A 15,858-nucleotide genomic window follows, 5' to 3' on the forward strand; every position below is an offset into this window, starting at 1 on the left:
GATCACACCTCGACGGGCGCCGAAGACTCCAGCGAGCGCTCGGCGGCCGCGAGGATCTCCACCACGCGCAGCCCGAACTCCGCGCCGCACGCGTGCGGTTGGCCCGTGCGCGCGGAGTCCCGGAGGGCGTCCAGGGCGCGGTGCAGGGCCGCGATCGGGCCCTCGCCGCGCTCCGGCAGGTGGGCCACGCCGTGCTCGCCGCGGATCTCCATGCCCGTGCCGCCGGCCGCGACCGGCGCCGTCAGGCTGAGCGCCAGCGTGCTGGACGCGCCGCCCGCGTGGCGCAGCACCAGGTGGATCGTGTCGAGCGGGCCGGCCACGGCCGTCACCCGCGTCGCGTCGCCGAGCACCGGCAGCAGCACGGACAGCGCGTGCGGGCCGACGTCCCACAGCGCGCCCTTCTCCTGCCGCCACGGCGACGCCGCGTACGGGCTGCCGCTGCCGGGGGCGAACACCGAACCGAGCCAGTCCGAGCGGCCGGTGAACCAGCCGCCCAGCGCGGCCTGTTGCTCGATCCACGGGATCTGGTCGCCGCCGAAGCGGACGGTGAAGAACACGACGGACGCGACGCGGTGCCGCTCGACGGCCCCGGCGACGCGCCGCGCGTCCGGGACGGTCAGCGCGACCGGCTTGTCGAGCAGCAGGTGGCAGCCGGCCTCGGCGGCGCGCACCGCGAGGTCGGCCTGGACGGTCGGCGGCAGCGCGATCGAGACCGCGTCCACCTCGGCGAGCAGCTTGTCGAGGTCCGCGTACCCGGGCACGCCGTGCGCCGCGCCGAGCGCCGTGGCGGCCTCGGGACGGCGCCCCCACACGCCCGCGAACTCCAGCCCGGGGTGGTCGGCGAGGACGGGCGCGTGCACGCGCTCCGCCCAGGGGCCGGTGCCCAGCAGTCCGATCCGCACAGGGTCCTCCAAGGTGTTGCGGTGGTTCAGTTCTGCACGCGCGCCAGCGTGAAGCCGTCGTAGCCCTTGCTGCCGACGGTCTGCACGGACGTCGCGGTGACGCGCGGCTCGGCCGCGATCACGTCGTGCAGCCTACGCGTGGCGACGACGGCGGAGTCGGCGCTGGCGGCGTCCGCGACGGCGCCGCCGCGGACCACGTTGTCGACCACGATCAGCGAGCCCGGCCTGGTCAGCTTGAGCGCCCACGCGAAGTACGCGGGGTTGTTGACCTTGTCTGCGTCGATGAAGACGAGGTCGAAGGGCTCGCCGCCCTCCGCGCCGATCACGGCCAGCGAGTCGAGGGCGCTGCCGAGCCGCACCTCGGCCACCTTGTCCAGCCCGGCGCGGGCGAGGTTCCCGCGGGCGACCTCGGCGTGCTTCGGGTCGATCTCCAGGGTGATCAGCGTGCCGTCCGCCGGCAGGGCGCGCGCCAGCCAGATCGCGCTGTAGCCGCCGAGCGTGCCGACCTCCAGGATCCGCCGGGCCCCGACCGTCAGCGCCAGCAGGTGCAGCAGCTTGCCCTGATTGGGGGCGACGGCGATGTGCGGCAGGCCCGCCGCGTCGGCGGCGGCGGACGCGGCCTCCAGGACGGGGTCGTGGCCGACCAGCGTGTCCGAGAAGTACGCGTCCACGGCGTCCCAGGTCGGCTGCGTCATCGGGGCCTCCAGTGCTCGGTGCGGTGCGGGCGGTGCCTTCGGTGCGGGCTGTGCGTGATCACACGCTACTCCGCACCGCCGCCGACGCAGGTGACCCCGCGGCCCGAACGTCAGTCCGCCACCGGCTCCTTGACGCTCTCCGATGCCGCCGCCTCCGCCGCCTCGTGCGCGGCGTGCGCCTTCGCGGCGCGCCGCTTCATGAACCACGCCGAGCCGGCGCCCACGACGACGGCCGCCGCCAGCCCGGCCCACGAGAAGCGCGACAGCCACGGCTCGATGCTCTTGCCGACCTTGTAGACCAGCAGCGTCGTACCGCCGGCCCAGACCACGCCACCGAGCACGTTCGCGATCAGGAACTTCCAGTACGGCATCTTCAGCGCGCCCGCCAGCGGCCCCGCGAAGATGCGCAGCAGCGCGATGAAGCGGCCGAAGAAGACCGCCCACATGCCCCAGCGCTGGAACGACCGCTCGGCGGTGGCCAGGTGGTAGGGCCCGAAGTGCTTGGGGAACCTGCGGCCGAGCTTCTCGAAGAGCGGCTTGCCGCCCTTGCGCCCGATCGAGTAGCCGATCGAGTCGCCGATGATCGCGCCCGCGATCGCCACGCCGGCGATGCCCCACGGGCTCACGACGCCCTTGACGGCCATCAGCGTCGCCGTGACCAGCGCAATCTCGCCGGGCAGCGGGATGCCCAGCGACTCCAGACCGATGATCAAGCCCACGAGGCCGTACACGGCCCCCGGGGGGACGCTCTCGATCCAGGCGTCGATGTGCAAGGCCAGTACCTCCGTGGCAGGTCGGTGCGGGCGCGCCCCTGTGCGGTGCGCCCGTCCCGGCGGTCTTCCGATGGCGGCACGCGGGCCGCTCCCCCTCTGACCAGGCAGCCTAACGTGCCGGCCGGCCGTGTTCTCCCCGCCGATCGCCTGGTCTTACCTGGTCTTACGACGTACGGGCCGCGGCGGAGGTTCCGCTACCTTCGGCCGATTCCCTCTTTTTGGCAAAGCGCAGTGCGACCACGGACGGCCTGCCGTTCACACGGGCCGCGAGGGGCAGCAGCGCCCGGACGATCCCGCGCCCGCCCTCCGGGTACACCTCGCGGACGTCCGTCACCGCCGGGTGTGCGGTGGCGAGCTTCCCGCGCTCGCCCGCGTCCATGCCGAACGGCATGGCCGGCGCCTTGTAGTACTTGTCCCGCAGCTTCCCCTGGACGGCCCGCGCGCTGAACCAGCGCGGCACCGCGTCGAGGACGAAGGTCGCGCCGGGGAAGCGCTCGGCGCAGGCCGCGATCAGCCCGCGGACCTCGGGCGGGCGCAGGTACATCAGCAGGCCCTGGGTGCTGATGAGCACCCCCTGCGCCGGGTCCACCTCGTCCATCCAGCGCGGGTCCGTGGCGGAGCACACGACGATGCGGTGGCGCGCGTCCGGCGGGAGCAGGCGCTCGCGCAGCGCGGCCGTCTCCGGCAGGTCGACGGAGATCCAGCGGGCGCGCCCGTTGTCGACCCGCCAGGCCTGCGTCTCCAGGCCCTCGCCCAGGCAGACGACGGTGCCGCGCGGGTTGCGGGCGAGGAAGTCCGCCACCTCGCGGTCGAAGCACGCCGCCCGCAGCGCCTGGAGCTGCGCGACCGCCGCCCGGCGCCCGAACCGCTCCTCGAACGGGAAGTCGATCCGCCCGACGAGCTCGACCGCCTTCGGGTCGTGCAGGACCGCGTCCGGCCGCCGGGCCTCCACCGCCCGGTGCCACAGCGTCCACAGCGCCGTCTCCGGCACCTCCCCCAAGTCCGGCCGCTCCACGCCGCCCATCGCCCTCTCCCTCCGCCGTCCACCCGAGCACCCGCTCGAACCCGCCGATTCTCACACCCCGGGACGACGGCCGCGCGAGCCGACGCGCGGCCGGGCCCACCGGAAGGGGCCAGCCGCCTCAGCCGACGCTGAAGGCGCCGTCCGGGGGTGGCGGGGAGTCGGTGGCGTCGGCGTCCGTCACCGGGGGCGTGCGGCCGACCAGGGTGGCGAGGTCGGTGCCGTCCGTCAGGCGGGCCGGGAAGATGTCGGCGGCCAGGGCGCGGGAGAGGTCCGCGACCGGGAGCGGGGCGGTCGAGCCGGCCAGCAGGATGTTGCCGTAGCGGCGGCCGCGCAGCACCGGGGCCTCGGCGATCAGGCAGACCTCGGGGAACACCGCTCGCACGGTCGCGGCCTGGGCGCGGGCGAAGGCCAGCGGCGGGCCGTCGGCGAGGTTCGCGGCGTAGCAGCCGCCGGGGCGCAGCGCGGCGGCTGCCAGGCGCAGGAACTCCACCGACGTCAGGTGCGCGGGCGTGCGGGAACCGTGGAAGACGTCGGCGACGACGAGGTCCAGCGATCCGGCGGGTACGGCGGCCAGGGCGGTGCGGGCGTCGCCGACCGTCGCCGTGATGTCGACGCCGGGCCCCTGCCACGGCAGGTGCTCCTCGACCAGGGCGAGCAGGGGGCCGTCCACCTCGACGACCTGCTGCCGCGACCCGGGCCGGGTCGCGGCGACGTACCGGGGCACGGTGAGCGCCCCGCCGCCGAGGTGGAGCACGTCGAGGGGACGCCCGGCGGGGGCGAGCGCGTCGGCGAGGTGGCCGAGGCGGCGGGTGTACTCGAACTCCAGGTGCGTGGGGTCGGCGAGGTCGACGTACGACTGCGGCGTGCCGTCGAGGGTGAGCAGCCAGCCGCCGTCGCGGTCGATGTCCGGCATGAGCTTGGCGAACCCGAGGTCGGTGGGCCGCCCGACCGGCACCGGCTCGTCGGTCACGCGGGCTCCCCGACCGGCACGGCCGGCAGGTAGGCGTCGAGCCAGCGGTCGAGCTCGGCGAAGACCTGCGTGCGGGCGCTCTCGCCGGACAGGACGAGGTCGTGCATGCCGCCCTCGATCCGGACGATGGTGACGTGCCGGCCGAGGTGCGGGCCCTGGGCGGCGATGTCGTCGGCGCGCAGGACGCCGTCGGCGTGGTGCAGGGCGTTGTGCCACTTGGTGGTCGAGATCGACGCGGTGGAGGCCATGAGCAGCACCGGCACGTCGATGCCGAGCCCGCGCCGCACCCGCCGGTGCCCCTGGTGGATGGCCGCGAGCCAGCCGGCGAACAGCGGGAAGCCCTCGGGCCGCTTGAGCCGGAGGTCGAAGTCCCACTCGCCGCGGTGGTCCTTGTGGAGGCTGTGCGTGTAGTGCGGGTTCAGCCCGGAGGGCAGCACCCGCGTCGGCGCGACCCGGGCGATGGCCGAGACGGCCGGGCCGCCGAAGGTCACCGCGGCGGCCGAGGCCGGCATGGACAGGAAGGGGCTGTTCAGGAACAGCCCGTCGATCAGGCCCCGCCCGGAGCGCCGCCCGGCCCACAGCGCCCCGATCAGGCCGCCGGTGGAGTGCCCGTTCAGCAGCACCTGCCGGTGCCCGTCCGCCTCGCGGACGATCCGCACCGCCTCGTCGATCTCCTCGTCGTACTCGACGAGGTCGCGCACGAAGTTCGGCGACTGGTGCGGGCGCAGCGAGCGCCCGTACTTGCGCAGGTCGAGCGCGTAGAAGGAGAACCCGAGCGCGACGAAGTGGTCGGCGAGGTTGGTCTGGAAGAAGTAGTCGTTGTACCCGTGGACGTACAGCACGGCCTTCTCGGACCCCGGCACGAGCCGGCGCACGAGCGTCGCGCAGGCCTCGCCCTCGTAGTCGCGCCGCAGCGGCAGCTCGACCGCCTCGTAAGGGGCACCCAGGATGTCTTCCCGAAACTCCATCGCGTCTCGCCGCACCTATCCGCACTCGGGCCCGCCGCAGCAGGTCTCCACCGTTCCCGAGCCCCGACGATACCGGCCGGTAGCCCCGCCCCGCGCGGCGGTGCCCACCCGGCGGGAATCAATCGGCGACCGCGTCCGCGCCGGACCCGTCGTCACCGTCGGCATCGAGCACCTGGCCACAGGTCTCGGCCCGCCGGAGCGCCGTCTCGGCCTCAGCCGTCTCGCCCACCCCGTGCAAGGCATCGCCGAGGCAGTACCAGGCCGCCGCCTCGCCGTCGGCCGAGCCGAGCCGCCGGAACAACACGAGAGCCTCGCGGGCCGCGTCCGCTGCTTCCTGAAAGCCACTCCGAGAACAGAGGGCATCTGCCTGACCGAGCAGTGCCACGGCCTCACCGTCCTCGTCACCGAGGTCCAGGTACAGCCGCCGGGCCCGCTGGAAGGCGTCGGCTGCGGCCTGATGATCACCTCCCTCACCGAAGTCCAGGCCGAGTTTGTCCTGCAGCTTCGCCTCACCGTGGCGATCGCCCAGAGCCCGATGGATTTCGAGGGCCTGTTCGTGAGCGGCAATCGCCGCGCCGACGTGGCCCGCTTCCCGGAGCACGTCGCCGAGGTTGGTCAAGGACCGGCTCTCCGCCGGTCGGTCACCCACCTCCTGCACAGCACGCAGTGCCTCCTGGTGGGCCTGGATCGCCTCGCCCCGACGGCCTGCTTCCTCCAGCACGGCACCGAGGTTGTTCCACACCGCACTCTCACCGTGCCGGTCACCGCGCTCCTGGAACACGGCCAGTGCCGGCCGGAGTACGTCCTCGGCCTCCTCGAACCGGCCCAGTCCGTTCAGGGCCGCGCCGAGATTGCCGCAGGTACGGGCCCAATCGTGGCGGTCTCCTAGTTCCAGATGTATGGCCAGGGCCTTCTCGTGCGCATCCACCGCCTCTTCGAACCTCCGGACGGCCCCCAGGGCGAGCCCGAGGTTCCCCCACGACAGGGCTTCACCATGACGGTCTCCGAGTTCGCGGAACCCGATGCACGTCTTCTGGTGGATTGCGATCGCCTCCTCGAATCGGCCGGTCATCTGGAAGACCGCCCCGATCTCCTCCAACGCCGTCGCCTCGAGGTGGGGGTCCCCGAGATCTCTGGCGAGTCGGGCGGAATGCCGACCGGCCTCGACGGCCTCGTCGAAGCGACGAGTTTCCCCCATGGCCATGGCGAGGTTCGACCACACCGTCGCTTCCCCGTCCACGTCACCCAGTTCGCGATGGATGTCGCGGGCGCACTCGAGGATCTCGATGGCCTCGTCGAACCGCCGCATGTCCTGCAGGGTGGCCGCGATGTTGTTCAGGGTCCCGCCCTCACGACGGCGGTGGCCCAGCTCCCGATCGATGGCGAGGGCGTGCTGGTGGGCCGCGAGCGCCTCGTCGAAGCGCCGGACTTTGCGCAGAGAGTTGGCGAGGTTGCCCTGCGCACTGGACTCGCCCCTGCGGTTGCCGCACTGACGGAAGAGCTCGCCGGACCGTCCGAAGGCCTCTGCGGCTTCGTCGAAGCGACGGGCCTCGTGCAGTGCCAGACCGAAGTTGTTCCAGGCGGCAGCCTCGTCCGACGTGCTGTCGAGGGCACGAGCCGCATCCAGGGCCGCACGGGTGACCGTCAGACCGTCGTCCGTCCGGAACCTCCTGATCAGGTAGGAGCCCAGCGCCGGGGCCAGCTCCGTGACGAGCTCAGGATGATTCGTCGCCACCGCTGCCTGCACCGTCCCGACGAGGTTGGGACGTTCACGATCCATCCACGTGAGCGCATGCGAACGGTCGTGGAACACGCCGAGTTCAGGAGGACTGTCGGGCAGTGCCGTCACGGAGTCGTTGGCCGCACCCGCAGCGGCGACGTAGAACTCCAACAGGCGTCGCCGGGCTTGCCGGCTCGGCTCCGGATGCATCTGGGCCCGTTCGGCGGCGAACACGTGAACGAGGTCGTGCAGGTACCACCTGCCCCCGTCGGGGGTCTGTGAGACGAGGGCGGTACGAGCGAGTTGGGCGAGCATGATCCTGGTCTCACGAAGCGTCCGGCCCGCCAGGACCGCGGCCGCCACGGTGGAGATCTCGGGACCGGGATTGAGCGCGAGCAGGCGGAACAGCTCGGCCTGCGAAACGGAGAGGCGCCGATGGGAACTGTCCAGAGTCAGCCGGATCCCGGTTTCCCCGTCCTGCAGCAGGTCCAGCCGGCCGGCCGAGTCCGTCAAGTCCTTCGCCAGCCAGCCGAGTTGCAGGTGCTGATCGACGATGAGCTGCGCGGCCGCAAGTCGCAGCGCCAAAGGCAGGTACCCACACAACTCCGCGACGAGCAGGGCACCATCGGGATCCGCAGCCACCCGGTCGTCATGCGGCCAGGCCGCTCTCACCTCCGACGCCATGAGATCCCGGGCCGCTCCAGGATCCAGCAGGCCGAGTCGAAGCACACGAGCGCCCAGCCCCGGGAGGATCTCCCGAGACGTCACCAGCAGACGATGGCGAGCCGAAGCAGGCCGAAGAGGGATGACCTGCCGGGCGCTGGACACGTTGTCGGCGATGACGAGAACACCCGACTCGCTCCGGTCGAGTTCCGCCCGCAGGAACGCGGCACGCGCTTCGGTGTCGGGCGGGATGTTCTCCGCGGGGACGCCGAGCATCCGCAGCAGAGTGTCCAGCGCCTGTCCGGCCTCCATGCAGGTGTCGTCGTAGCCGCGCATGTCCACGAAGAGCACTCCGCGGAACCAGCCCCGGTCCATGGCCGCACGGCCCGCCGCGATGGCGGCGGTCGTCTTGCCGATCCCGCCCAGCCCCGTGAGCATCAGCCCTGAGAAATCGCCGCCCGAGACCCCGTCGGGGGCCAGCGAAGCGAGGATGTCGCCGACGTCCCGGTCGCGGCCGGTGAACGCAACGGGCAGTGGCGGGAGCGGCGGCAGCGGCGATGCGGAAGTGCGGAGGACGCTTCCGGATCTGTGGTCATGGACGGTCACATGGGCGGTCCCCGCCTGGATCGTATGCCCGTGGAACGTCCCGCCGATGACCGCGTTCGATACCTTCGCACTCTTCGACCGCCTCTTGTCCGACTTGCGGCTCGACCCCACGCCACCCCACCCACTCGGATACAGGCCCGGTGCCCTGCACGGGCCTTGCCCCTCGCAGCGAGCCTTCCCCAGCGTACTGGCCGCGGGTGGGCGGGCGGCGCACCACCGGACCGCTCCCCGTGCGCCTGTGGTGCGCCGGTGGGGGTGTGGAACGCTACCCGGACGCGCGTCACTTCCCGTGACCGGCAGGCGAGTTGAGGGGGTCCGTAGATGGTGCAGCAGGACGAGGGTTCGACGGCCGGGCACACCGATCCGTCGTTGTACCGGTCGGCCGCGGAGGCGATGGCCGCGCCGGCCGAGACGCTGGCGTACGTCGCCGGGTTCGACCGGGCGGGGCGGCGGCCGGACGCGCTGCTGACGGTGGACGTCGACCCGGCGTCGGCGAGCTACGGGCGGGTGCTGAACTTCGCCGAACTGCCCACCCTCGGGGACGAGTTGCACCACTTCGGGTGGAACGCCTGCTCCAGCGCCCTCGCGCACGCCTGCCACGAGAACCCGGAGCGGCGCTACCTGCTGCTGCCCGGGCTGCGGTCGTCGCGGGTGCACGTGATGGACACCCGGCCCGATCCGGTGCGGCCGCGGCTGGTGAAGACGGTGGAGGCGCAGGAGCTGGCGGCCAGAGCCGGGTACTCGCGGCCGCACACGCTGCACTGCGGGCCGGGCGGGGTGTTCCTGTCCTGCCTCGGCGCCGGGGACGGGACGGACGGACCGGGCGGGGTGGCGCTGCTCGACCACACCACCTTCGACGTGCTGCGCCCGTGGGAGACCGAGCGCGGGCCGCAGCACCTCGCGTACGACGTGTGGTGGCACCTCGGGACGAACGTCGGCATCACCAGCGAGTGGGGCACGCCGCGGATGGTCGAGGACGGGGTGGTGCCCGAGCTGCTGCTCGGGCGCAAGTACGGGCACGCCCTGCACTTCTGGGAGCTGGACTCGGGCCGCCACCTCCAGCGCGTCGACCTCGGCGACCAGTACCAGATGGTCCTGGAGCTGCGCCCGGCCCACGACCCGCAGGCGGAGTGGGGCTTCGCGGGCGTCGTGGCGAACGTCGAGGACCTCTCGTCCTCCGTCTGGCTCTGGTACCGGGACGGGCCGGCGTTCACCGCGCGCAAGGTGATCGACATCCCGGCCGAGCCGGCCAAGACCGAGGACCTGCCGCCCGCGCTCCAGCCGTTCGGCGCGGTGCCGCCGCTGGTCACCGACATCAACCTGTCGGTGGACGACCGCTGGCTGTACGTGTCGGCGTGGGGCACCGGCGAGATCTTCCAGTTTGACGTGTCGGACCCGTTCCACCCCCGGAGGACCGCCTCGGTGCGCCTGGGCGGGGTCACCGCCCGCACGCCGCACCCGGCCGAGCCGCTGCGGCCGCTGAGCGGGGCGCCGCAGATGGTCGAGATCAGCCGGGACGGGCGGCGGCTCTACCTCACGAACTCGCTGTACGGCGCGTGGGACGACCAGTTCTACCCGGACGGCATCGAGCCGTGGATCGTCAAGCTGGACGCGGACACCGAGGCGGGCGGGCTCACCGTGGACGAGCGGTTCTTCCCGCACGGCGAGGAGTTCCGCGGGCTGCGGGTGCACCAGACGCACCTCGCGGGCGGCGACGCCTCGTCGGACTCGTACTGCTACCGGTAGCCGCTCCAGCGGTGGCCGCCGCCCGCGGCCGGGAGGAGGTCACGGCCGCCGCCGGCCGGCGTCCGGTCCGATGGCCCCGGGACACCCGGGACCATCGGACCGGACGTCAGCCCTTGGGTTCCGACGTGCGGCTCTCGGCGACCGGCCGGGGCTCCCCCTCGGCCTTCGCCGCGAGATCCTTGGCCGCGAGCTCCTTCGCTGTGAGCTCCTTCGCTGCAAGCTCCGTCGCCGCCCAACTCGCCAGCAGCCGCAGAGATTCGGCCGACGCGGAGCCGGGCTCGGCGTGGTAGGTGACGAGGACCTGGTCGGAGTCGTCGCCGGCCGGGCGCAGCGTCTCGTACTGGAGGCTGAGCCGGCCGACCACCGGGTGGTGCAGTTCCTTGGTGCCGTGACCCTTGTCCTGCACCCGGTACGCGGCCCACATGCGGCGGAACTCCTCGCTCTTGAGGGAGAGTTCGCCGATCAGGGAGGCCAGGCGCGGGTCGTCCGGGTCGCGCCCGGCGTCCAGGCGCAGGATGCCGACGACGTCGCTGGCCTTGCCCTCCCAGTTCAGGTACAGCTCGCGGGCGGCCGGGTCGAGGAAGACGTGCCAGGCCATGTTGCGCTGCTCCGGCGGCATGGCGCCGAAGTCGCCGAGCAGGGCGGTGCCGAGCCGGTTCCAGGCGACGATGTCGAGCCGCCGCCCGAGGACGTACGCGGGCACGCCCTCCATCGCGTCGAGCAGCTGCTGCAGCGCGGGCCTGACCTGCTGGATCCGGGCGGCGGCGCGGCCGGGGCGGCGGCGGGCGGGCTTGGTGAGCCGGCCGAGGTGCTCGCGCTCGGCCGGGCCGAGCCGCAGCGCACGGGCGATGGCGTCCAGGACGGCGGAGGAGACGCTCTCACCGTGGCCCTGCTCCAGCCGCGTGTAGTACGCGGTGCTGACCCCGGCCAGCTGGGCCAGCTCCTCGCGGCGCAGCCCCGGCACCCGGCGACGGGTGCCGAGGTCGGGCAGGCCCACGTCCTCGGGCCGCAGCCGGGCGCGGCGGGATCGGAGGAACTCGCTGAGTTCGGTGCGCTGGTCCATGTCTGCAGTATGCGGGCGGGCAGCCGCTCCCGGGGGCGGGCGAGGGTGATACTGCCGTGCGTAGGTTGCGCGCTGCTACGTTCCGCTTCCCTACGTCGGGGTTGCGTACGTCGGGGTTGCGTACGTTGATCGTTGGTCTGGTTGGCCCGTACGGTCCGGCGCAGCCTTGAGGACATGACGAACACGGGCATCACGAACGACACGGCTCAGGCTCCCACCCGCACCGCCGCCGCCTACGCGGCGCTCACCGCGAACTCCCCGCTCCGGAAGACCACCGTCGAGCGCCGGGCGGTCGGCGAGCACGACATCGTGATCGACGTCCGGTTCTCCGGCATCTGCCACTCCGACATCCACCAGGTCGGCGAGGACTGGGGCACCGGCATCTTCCCGATGGTGCCGGGCCACGAGATCGCCGGCGTCGTGAGCGAGACCGGCCCCGGCGTCACGAAGTGGAAGGTCGGCGACCGCGTCGGCGTCGGCTGCTTCGTCGACTCCTGCCGCGAGTGCGACAACTGCACGTCCGGCCTGCAGCAGTACTGCACCGGCGGCGGAATGACCCCCACCTACAACGGTGTCGGCCGCGACGGCCGGCCCACGTACGGCGGGTACTCGACGGAGCTGGTCGTCGACGAGGGGTACGCGCTGCGCATCCCCGACAACCTGCCGCTCGACGCCGCGGCGCCGCTGCTGTGCGCGGGCATCACCCTGTACTCGCCGCTCACCCACTGGGGCGCGGGCCCGGGCAAGAAGGTCGCGATCGTCGGCCTCGGCGGGCTCGGCCACATGGGTGTCAAGATCGCCCACGCCCTGGGCGCGGACGTCACGGTGCTCAGCCAGTCGCTCCGCAAGCGCGAGGACGGTATGAAGCTCGGGGCCGACGACTACCGGGCCACCTCCGACCCGGCCACCTTCACCGAGCTGGCGGGCCGCTTCGACCTGATCGTCAACACCGTCTCGGCCGACCTCGACCTCAGCGCCTACCTCGGACTGCTGCGCGTCGACGGCACCATGGTCCAGGTCGGCGCGCCGGAGAAGCCCGTCACGGTGAACGCGCACGCGCTGCTCACCGGCCGCCGCTCGCTGGCCGGCTCCATGATCGGCGGGCTGCCGGAGACCCAGGAGATGCTGGACTTCTGCGGCGAGCACGGCATCACCGCCGAGATCGAGCTGATCAGCGCCGACCGGATCAACGAGGCCTACGAGCGGGTGCTGGCGAGCGACGTCCGCTACCGCTTCGTGATCGACGCCTCGACCATCTGAGCCCGCCCCGGCCACGGAGCGCGACGCCCCGTCCTCGGTGCTCTCCCGACACCGAGGACGGGGCACTGTCACGCCCCGGCCGGACCGGCCGCCTCACCGCTGCCCGCCGACCGCCGCTGCGCCCTGCGCCGCTCGCGCCGGGCCCGGCCGCGCCGCAGCGGCTGGTCGGGCACCCACCCGAAGGTGACGCAGGCGCCGATCACGCCGAGCAGCATCCCGAAGAGGAAGCCGCCCATGTTGGACGTCAGCCAGCTGCCCAGCGACGCGAGCACGGCCATGAACGAGTAGAACAGCCGCTGCGCCGGGTTGAAGACGATCAGCACGCCGCAGAGCACCATCACCGCCGGCACGAGGTAGCCGGCGATCCCCTGCATCCCCATGTGCAGGACGACCGGCAGCGGCGCCCGCAGGGTGAAGAGGATCTCGGCGCCCCCGAGCGTCACCAGCAGGCCGCCCCAGAAGGGTCGCTGTCCCCGCCAGTCGCGCCTGACCGGCCGGGCGGGCGCGACGGCTGCCGCGACGCCGGCGGTCGGTGCGGGCACGGGGACCGGCGCAGGGACCGGCGCAGGGCCGGACCCGGCCGCGCTCGCCGCGGCGGGAGCGGGAGCCGTCCCCTCGGCTCCGCCCCCTCCGCCACGGGCGCTCGGCGGTGTGGGCTCCGTCATCAGCAGCCCTTCGAGCTGAAGCTCAGCTTCAGGTGCGGCAGCTTGAAGCTGGCTGCGGTGCTGGCGTAGTTGTGCTGGTTCACGTTCACCATGTCGATGGTGTCGGCCTGCTGGCCGAAGACGCCCGGCTTGCCCTGAACCCCGGCCTTGGTGTACTCGCTGGCGTCGCCGCCGATCTCGATGTTGGAGAACGAGGCGTCGCCGGACATCATGTCGGAGTCGCTGGTGAGGTTCTGAGCGGTGACCGGGGTTCCGGCGTCACCGGCGTGGATCACCAGGTTGATGCCGCCGAGGTCGACGCTCTGGCACAGGTTGGTGATCTGGGCCGTCTTGATCGCCGTCACCGCGACCAGCACCTGCCCGCCGGTGTGCCCCTGGTTCGGGCTGTTCTTGATCATGTGGTCGAGGCTCCCGAACTGCTCGAAGCCGTCGCCGTGGAGCGAGGTCGCGGTGATCGTGAACGGCATGCCGGAGATCGAGAACTGCGTGGCGAGCACGCCCTGCGCGGTGAGCGTCATCAGGACGCCGCCCGCGACGACGGCCGGGACGGCCATCAGGGCGGTCCGCTTGAGCCGGACGCGTCCTCTTCCGGGCCCGGCCGGAGTGTCGGGTGCCTCCGCCCCGGCGGCGGCTTCCTCGGACATGGCCATGTGCGCTCCCTGGAGTGGGTGGATTGGGCAGTCACTGGCACGTTGTCCTGGCGCGGACAGCGTTCCGCGGCCGGCCGGTCGGCCGCCCCTCGGCAGCGGGGCGGAACCGGTCGGACCGCGATTGGAGCAACCGTGAAGCTACTGCCCGGTATTCGCCCGGTCAATAGAAGTGCACGAAGGGATCTTCACCAAACGATCCAGCCCATGAAACACTTTGACCAAACGTCAAATGATCCGTCCCGTAACGGAATTCATGATTCCGCGGCCGAACCGTCGGCCTCCCGGCCGATACCGAGCCGCCGCGCCGCCTCGGCCGGACCGAGGAACGGGGCGAGACAGAACAGGCTCAACGCCGGGAGGAGCTGCGGCAGTTCGGCCGTCCGCCCGGAGTTCACCCGCCGGTAGACCGCGCTGTAGACGCCGCCCACCACCGCGTCCACCAGGGGCTCCACCGCCACGTCGCACGGGAGTTGGGGCACCTCGGCGAAGAACGCCCGGAACCGCTTGAGCAGCTGCTCGCGCTCCCGGCGACCGGCCGGGCCGACCGCCTCGATCTCGATCACCGCCATGGTCGCGAACGCCGGCACTCCGGCCAGCAGTTGGAGCATCGCGCCCAGGGCCTGCCGGATCCCGGCACACCAGTCCGGCTCGGCCGCGAAGGCCGCCGCCATCCGCCGGATCACCACGCCGGTGCCGAACCGGTGGGCGGCGAGGAAAGCGTCCTCCTTGCCGCTGAACAGCTCGTAGAACACCGGTCTGGTCACGCCCGCCGCCCGGCAGATGTCGCTCACCGTCGCGTGCTGGTAGCCGTGCTCGGCGACGGTGTGGACCAGCCCGTCCAGCAGCCGCTCGCGCTGGGTCGCGGCGACCACCGCCGGGGGCAGCCGGCTCGGGCCGCGCTTGATCGAACGGGCCGGGTCACGGCCGGTGCGCGCCCCCGGCAGCAGGATCACGTCGGCCCCCCGGACGGTATTCCGCTCCATCACCAACTCCTGTGTCCCGTCTTGACATTGATGCAACACCGGGTTTACAACACTGGCAGGTTTCCAACCGGTGGGCGAACGACCGCCGGAGAACCCGCCAGGGCCCGCCGGCGCCGACTGCGCCACCCGGGCCCGGGAGCACGGCGGACGCACGCACGGCGGTGGCAGCCGCCGGCCTGCACCCCACTGCACCGCGCACCTCCGCACCCCTTCCGCCGCACGGCGGGCCCGTGGCGCCGGGCCCGCCCCGGCGCGGCCCGCTGGGAGCCGCACCGCCGTGCCCCCGCACCTCCCCCGCCGTGCACGCCACCACACCCGCACGCGGGCACCCCCACCCGACTCCGTACGGAGAGGCACCTTCATGCGCATCCGCCGCACCCTCGGGGCTGCCGCCCTCGCCGCCCTCGCCCTCGCCGCCACCGCCGTCGCCCCTGCCCAGGCCGACGCCGCCGCGGTCCTCACCACCGGCAGCCTGGGCGGCCCGGCCGCCTCGGTGGGCGACGTCCTCAATGCCAGTCTCACCTCCGGCACCACCGCCAACTTCTACGACAGCGCCACCAGCACCAACGGCATCAGCTGCACCAGCTCCTCCTTCTCGGCGACCGTCAGCGCCAACCCGGCCGCGCCCGGAAACGCCGTCGAGTCCCTCAACACCCAGACCTTCGACGGCTGCAGCTCCAGCGTCCTCGGCGTCACGGGCGTGCAGAGCATCAGCGTCGACAACCTCGCCTACACCAACACCGTCGGCGACGGCACCGGCAGCCCGGTCACCCTCTCCCCGGGCGCGGCCGGCCCGATGCAGACCACGGTGGTGCTCAACACCATCCTCGGCAGCGTCACCTGCGTCTACCAGCAGGCGACCAGCATCTCCGGCACCACGTCCAACAGCGACAACAGCATCTCCTTCGCCGCCCAGCCCTTCAACCTCACCTCCGGCTCCGGCCTGTGCTTCCAGACCGGCTACTTCACCGCCGCCTACGGCCCGGTCACCGACACCTCCGTGGCGGGCAGCCCGCTGATCTACGTCAACTGACCCGAAACGCGAACGAAGCGGGGGGCGGGCCCCCCCGGTGTGGGGGCCCCCCCCCCCGGGGTGGGGGGGGAGCGGCGCGCGGGGGGGGGCGCAGTGCACGCCCCGCCGGCGGCCGTGGGGGCGCCGCGTCGCGGTGT

14 protein-coding genes are annotated in these 15,858 nt (G+C 72.8%); 3 read left to right on the forward strand and 11 right to left on the reverse strand.

Features of this window, described 5'->3' with window-relative positions; all coding sequences use genetic code 11:
* Positions 1-2: 2 nt before the first annotated feature.
* The 7 genes from ACFVU9_RS17055 to ACFVU9_RS17085 form a co-directional block, all read right to left on the reverse strand.
* On the reverse strand, positions 3-902 hold the full coding sequence (locus tag ACFVU9_RS17055) for a Gfo/Idh/MocA family protein (RefSeq protein WP_380448790.1): 900 nt from the start codon (positions 900-902) through the stop codon (positions 3-5).
* 26 nt (positions 903-928) lie between these two features.
* Positions 929-1,597 carry an O-methyltransferase gene (locus ACFVU9_RS17060; protein ID WP_387594008.1) on the reverse strand — a complete coding sequence of 223 codons (669 nt, stop codon included), beginning with the start codon at positions 1,595-1,597 and terminating at the stop codon, positions 929-931.
* A gap of 110 nt (positions 1,598-1,707) precedes the next feature.
* Positions 1,708-2,370: a DedA family protein gene (locus ACFVU9_RS17065; RefSeq protein ID WP_387594010.1), complete on the reverse strand. Its 663-nt coding sequence runs from the start codon at positions 2,368-2,370 to the stop codon at positions 1,708-1,710.
* A gap of 163 nt (positions 2,371-2,533) precedes the next feature.
* Positions 2,534-3,394 carry a class I SAM-dependent methyltransferase gene (locus tag ACFVU9_RS17070; RefSeq protein ID WP_387594012.1) on the reverse strand — a complete coding sequence of 287 codons (861 nt, stop codon included), beginning with the start codon at positions 3,392-3,394 and terminating at the stop codon, positions 2,534-2,536.
* 118 nt (positions 3,395-3,512) lie between these two features.
* Entirely contained in the window at positions 3,513-4,307 is a 795-nt protein-coding gene (locus ACFVU9_RS17075; protein ID WP_387594040.1) for a spermidine synthase, read from the reverse strand.
* 53 nt (positions 4,308-4,360) lie between these two features.
* Entirely contained in the window at positions 4,361-5,332 is a 972-nt protein-coding gene (locus tag ACFVU9_RS17080; protein ID WP_387594014.1) for an alpha/beta hydrolase, read from the reverse strand.
* Between the two features lie 118 nt (positions 5,333-5,450).
* On the reverse strand, positions 5,451-8,432 hold the full coding sequence (locus ACFVU9_RS17085; protein ID WP_387594015.1) for a tetratricopeptide repeat protein: 2,982 nt from the start codon (positions 8,430-8,432) through the stop codon (positions 5,451-5,453).
* Between the two features lie 210 nt (positions 8,433-8,642).
* Between ACFVU9_RS17085 and ACFVU9_RS17090 the strand changes: the two genes are divergently transcribed.
* Complete coding sequence (locus ACFVU9_RS17090; RefSeq protein ID WP_380494919.1) at positions 8,643-10,067, forward strand: selenium-binding protein SBP56-related protein; 1,425 nt, start codon at positions 8,643-8,645, stop codon at positions 10,065-10,067.
* 106 nt (positions 10,068-10,173) lie between these two features.
* Here the strand turns inward: ACFVU9_RS17090 and ACFVU9_RS17095 are convergent, their stop codons facing one another.
* A complete protein-coding gene (locus ACFVU9_RS17095) occupies positions 10,174-11,130 on the reverse strand; it encodes a helix-turn-helix transcriptional regulator (RefSeq protein ID WP_380446929.1) in 957 nt (318 codons plus the stop codon).
* A 174-nt stretch (positions 11,131-11,304) separates the two neighbouring features.
* Between ACFVU9_RS17095 and ACFVU9_RS17100 the strand changes: the two genes are divergently transcribed.
* Positions 11,305-12,390, forward strand: a complete 1,086-nt coding sequence (locus ACFVU9_RS17100) for an NAD(P)-dependent alcohol dehydrogenase (RefSeq protein WP_380494924.1) — start codon at positions 11,305-11,307, stop codon at positions 12,388-12,390.
* 68 nt (positions 12,391-12,458) lie between these two features.
* On the opposite strand, the gene ACFVU9_RS17105 is transcribed toward ACFVU9_RS17100, so the two are convergent.
* The 3 genes from ACFVU9_RS17105 to ACFVU9_RS17115 all read right to left on the reverse strand — a co-directional run bounded on the left by ACFVU9_RS17105 (position 12,459) and on the right by ACFVU9_RS17115 (position 14,688).
* On the reverse strand, positions 12,459-12,932 hold the full coding sequence (locus ACFVU9_RS17105; protein ID WP_387594018.1) for a DUF6114 domain-containing protein: 474 nt from the start codon (positions 12,930-12,932) through the stop codon (positions 12,459-12,461).
* Between the two features lie 122 nt (positions 12,933-13,054).
* Positions 13,055-13,705 carry a DUF6230 family protein gene (locus ACFVU9_RS17110; protein WP_380446922.1) on the reverse strand — a complete coding sequence of 217 codons (651 nt, stop codon included), beginning with the start codon at positions 13,703-13,705 and terminating at the stop codon, positions 13,055-13,057.
* Between the two features lie 251 nt (positions 13,706-13,956).
* Complete coding sequence (locus ACFVU9_RS17115) at positions 13,957-14,688, reverse strand: TetR/AcrR family transcriptional regulator (protein ID WP_387594020.1); 732 nt, start codon at positions 14,686-14,688, stop codon at positions 13,957-13,959.
* 361 nt (positions 14,689-15,049) lie between these two features.
* Here ACFVU9_RS17115 and ACFVU9_RS17120 point away from each other — a divergent pair, with 361 nt between their 5' ends.
* A complete protein-coding gene (locus ACFVU9_RS17120) occupies positions 15,050-15,721 on the forward strand; it encodes a Tat pathway signal sequence domain protein (protein ID WP_380446918.1) in 672 nt (223 codons plus the stop codon).
* The last annotated feature ends 137 nt before the right edge of the window (positions 15,722-15,858 follow it).

It is taken from the genome of Kitasatospora sp. NPDC057936 (genome assembly GCF_042887525.1).
Lineage (GTDB): Bacteria > Actinomycetota > Actinomycetes > Streptomycetales > Streptomycetaceae > Kitasatospora.

What these genes read in the sequence shown, in the direction of transcription:
- ACFVU9_RS17080 (WP_387594014.1), bottom strand. Translation starts at nt 5,332, where the DNA reads ATGGAGTTTCGGGAAGACATCCTGGGTGCCCCTTACGAGGCGGTCGAG.
- ACFVU9_RS17075 (WP_387594040.1), bottom strand. Translation starts at nt 4,307, where the DNA reads ATGCCGGACATCGACCGCGACGGCGGCTGGCTGCTCACCCTCGACGGC.
- ACFVU9_RS17095 (WP_380446929.1), bottom strand. Translation starts at nt 11,130, where the DNA reads ATGGACCAGCGCACCGAACTCAGCGAGTTCCTCCGATCCCGCCGCGCC.
- ACFVU9_RS17120 (WP_380446918.1), top strand. Translation starts at nt 15,050, where the DNA reads ATGCGCATCCGCCGCACCCTCGGGGCTGCCGCCCTCGCCGCCCTCGCC.
- ACFVU9_RS17110 (WP_380446922.1), bottom strand. Translation starts at nt 13,705, where the DNA reads ATGGCCATGTCCGAGGAAGCCGCCGCCGGGGCGGAGGCACCCGACACT.
- ACFVU9_RS17090 (WP_380494919.1), top strand. Translation starts at nt 8,643, where the DNA reads ATGGTGCAGCAGGACGAGGGTTCGACGGCCGGGCACACCGATCCGTCG.
- ACFVU9_RS17115 (WP_387594020.1), bottom strand. Translation starts at nt 14,688, where the DNA reads ATGGAGCGGAATACCGTCCGGGGGGCCGACGTGATCCTGCTGCCGGGG.
- ACFVU9_RS17060 (WP_387594008.1), bottom strand. Translation starts at nt 1,597, where the DNA reads ATGACGCAGCCGACCTGGGACGCCGTGGACGCGTACTTCTCGGACACG.
- ACFVU9_RS17070 (WP_387594012.1), bottom strand. Translation starts at nt 3,394, where the DNA reads ATGGGCGGCGTGGAGCGGCCGGACTTGGGGGAGGTGCCGGAGACGGCG.
- ACFVU9_RS17100 (WP_380494924.1), top strand. Translation starts at nt 11,305, where the DNA reads ATGACGAACACGGGCATCACGAACGACACGGCTCAGGCTCCCACCCGC.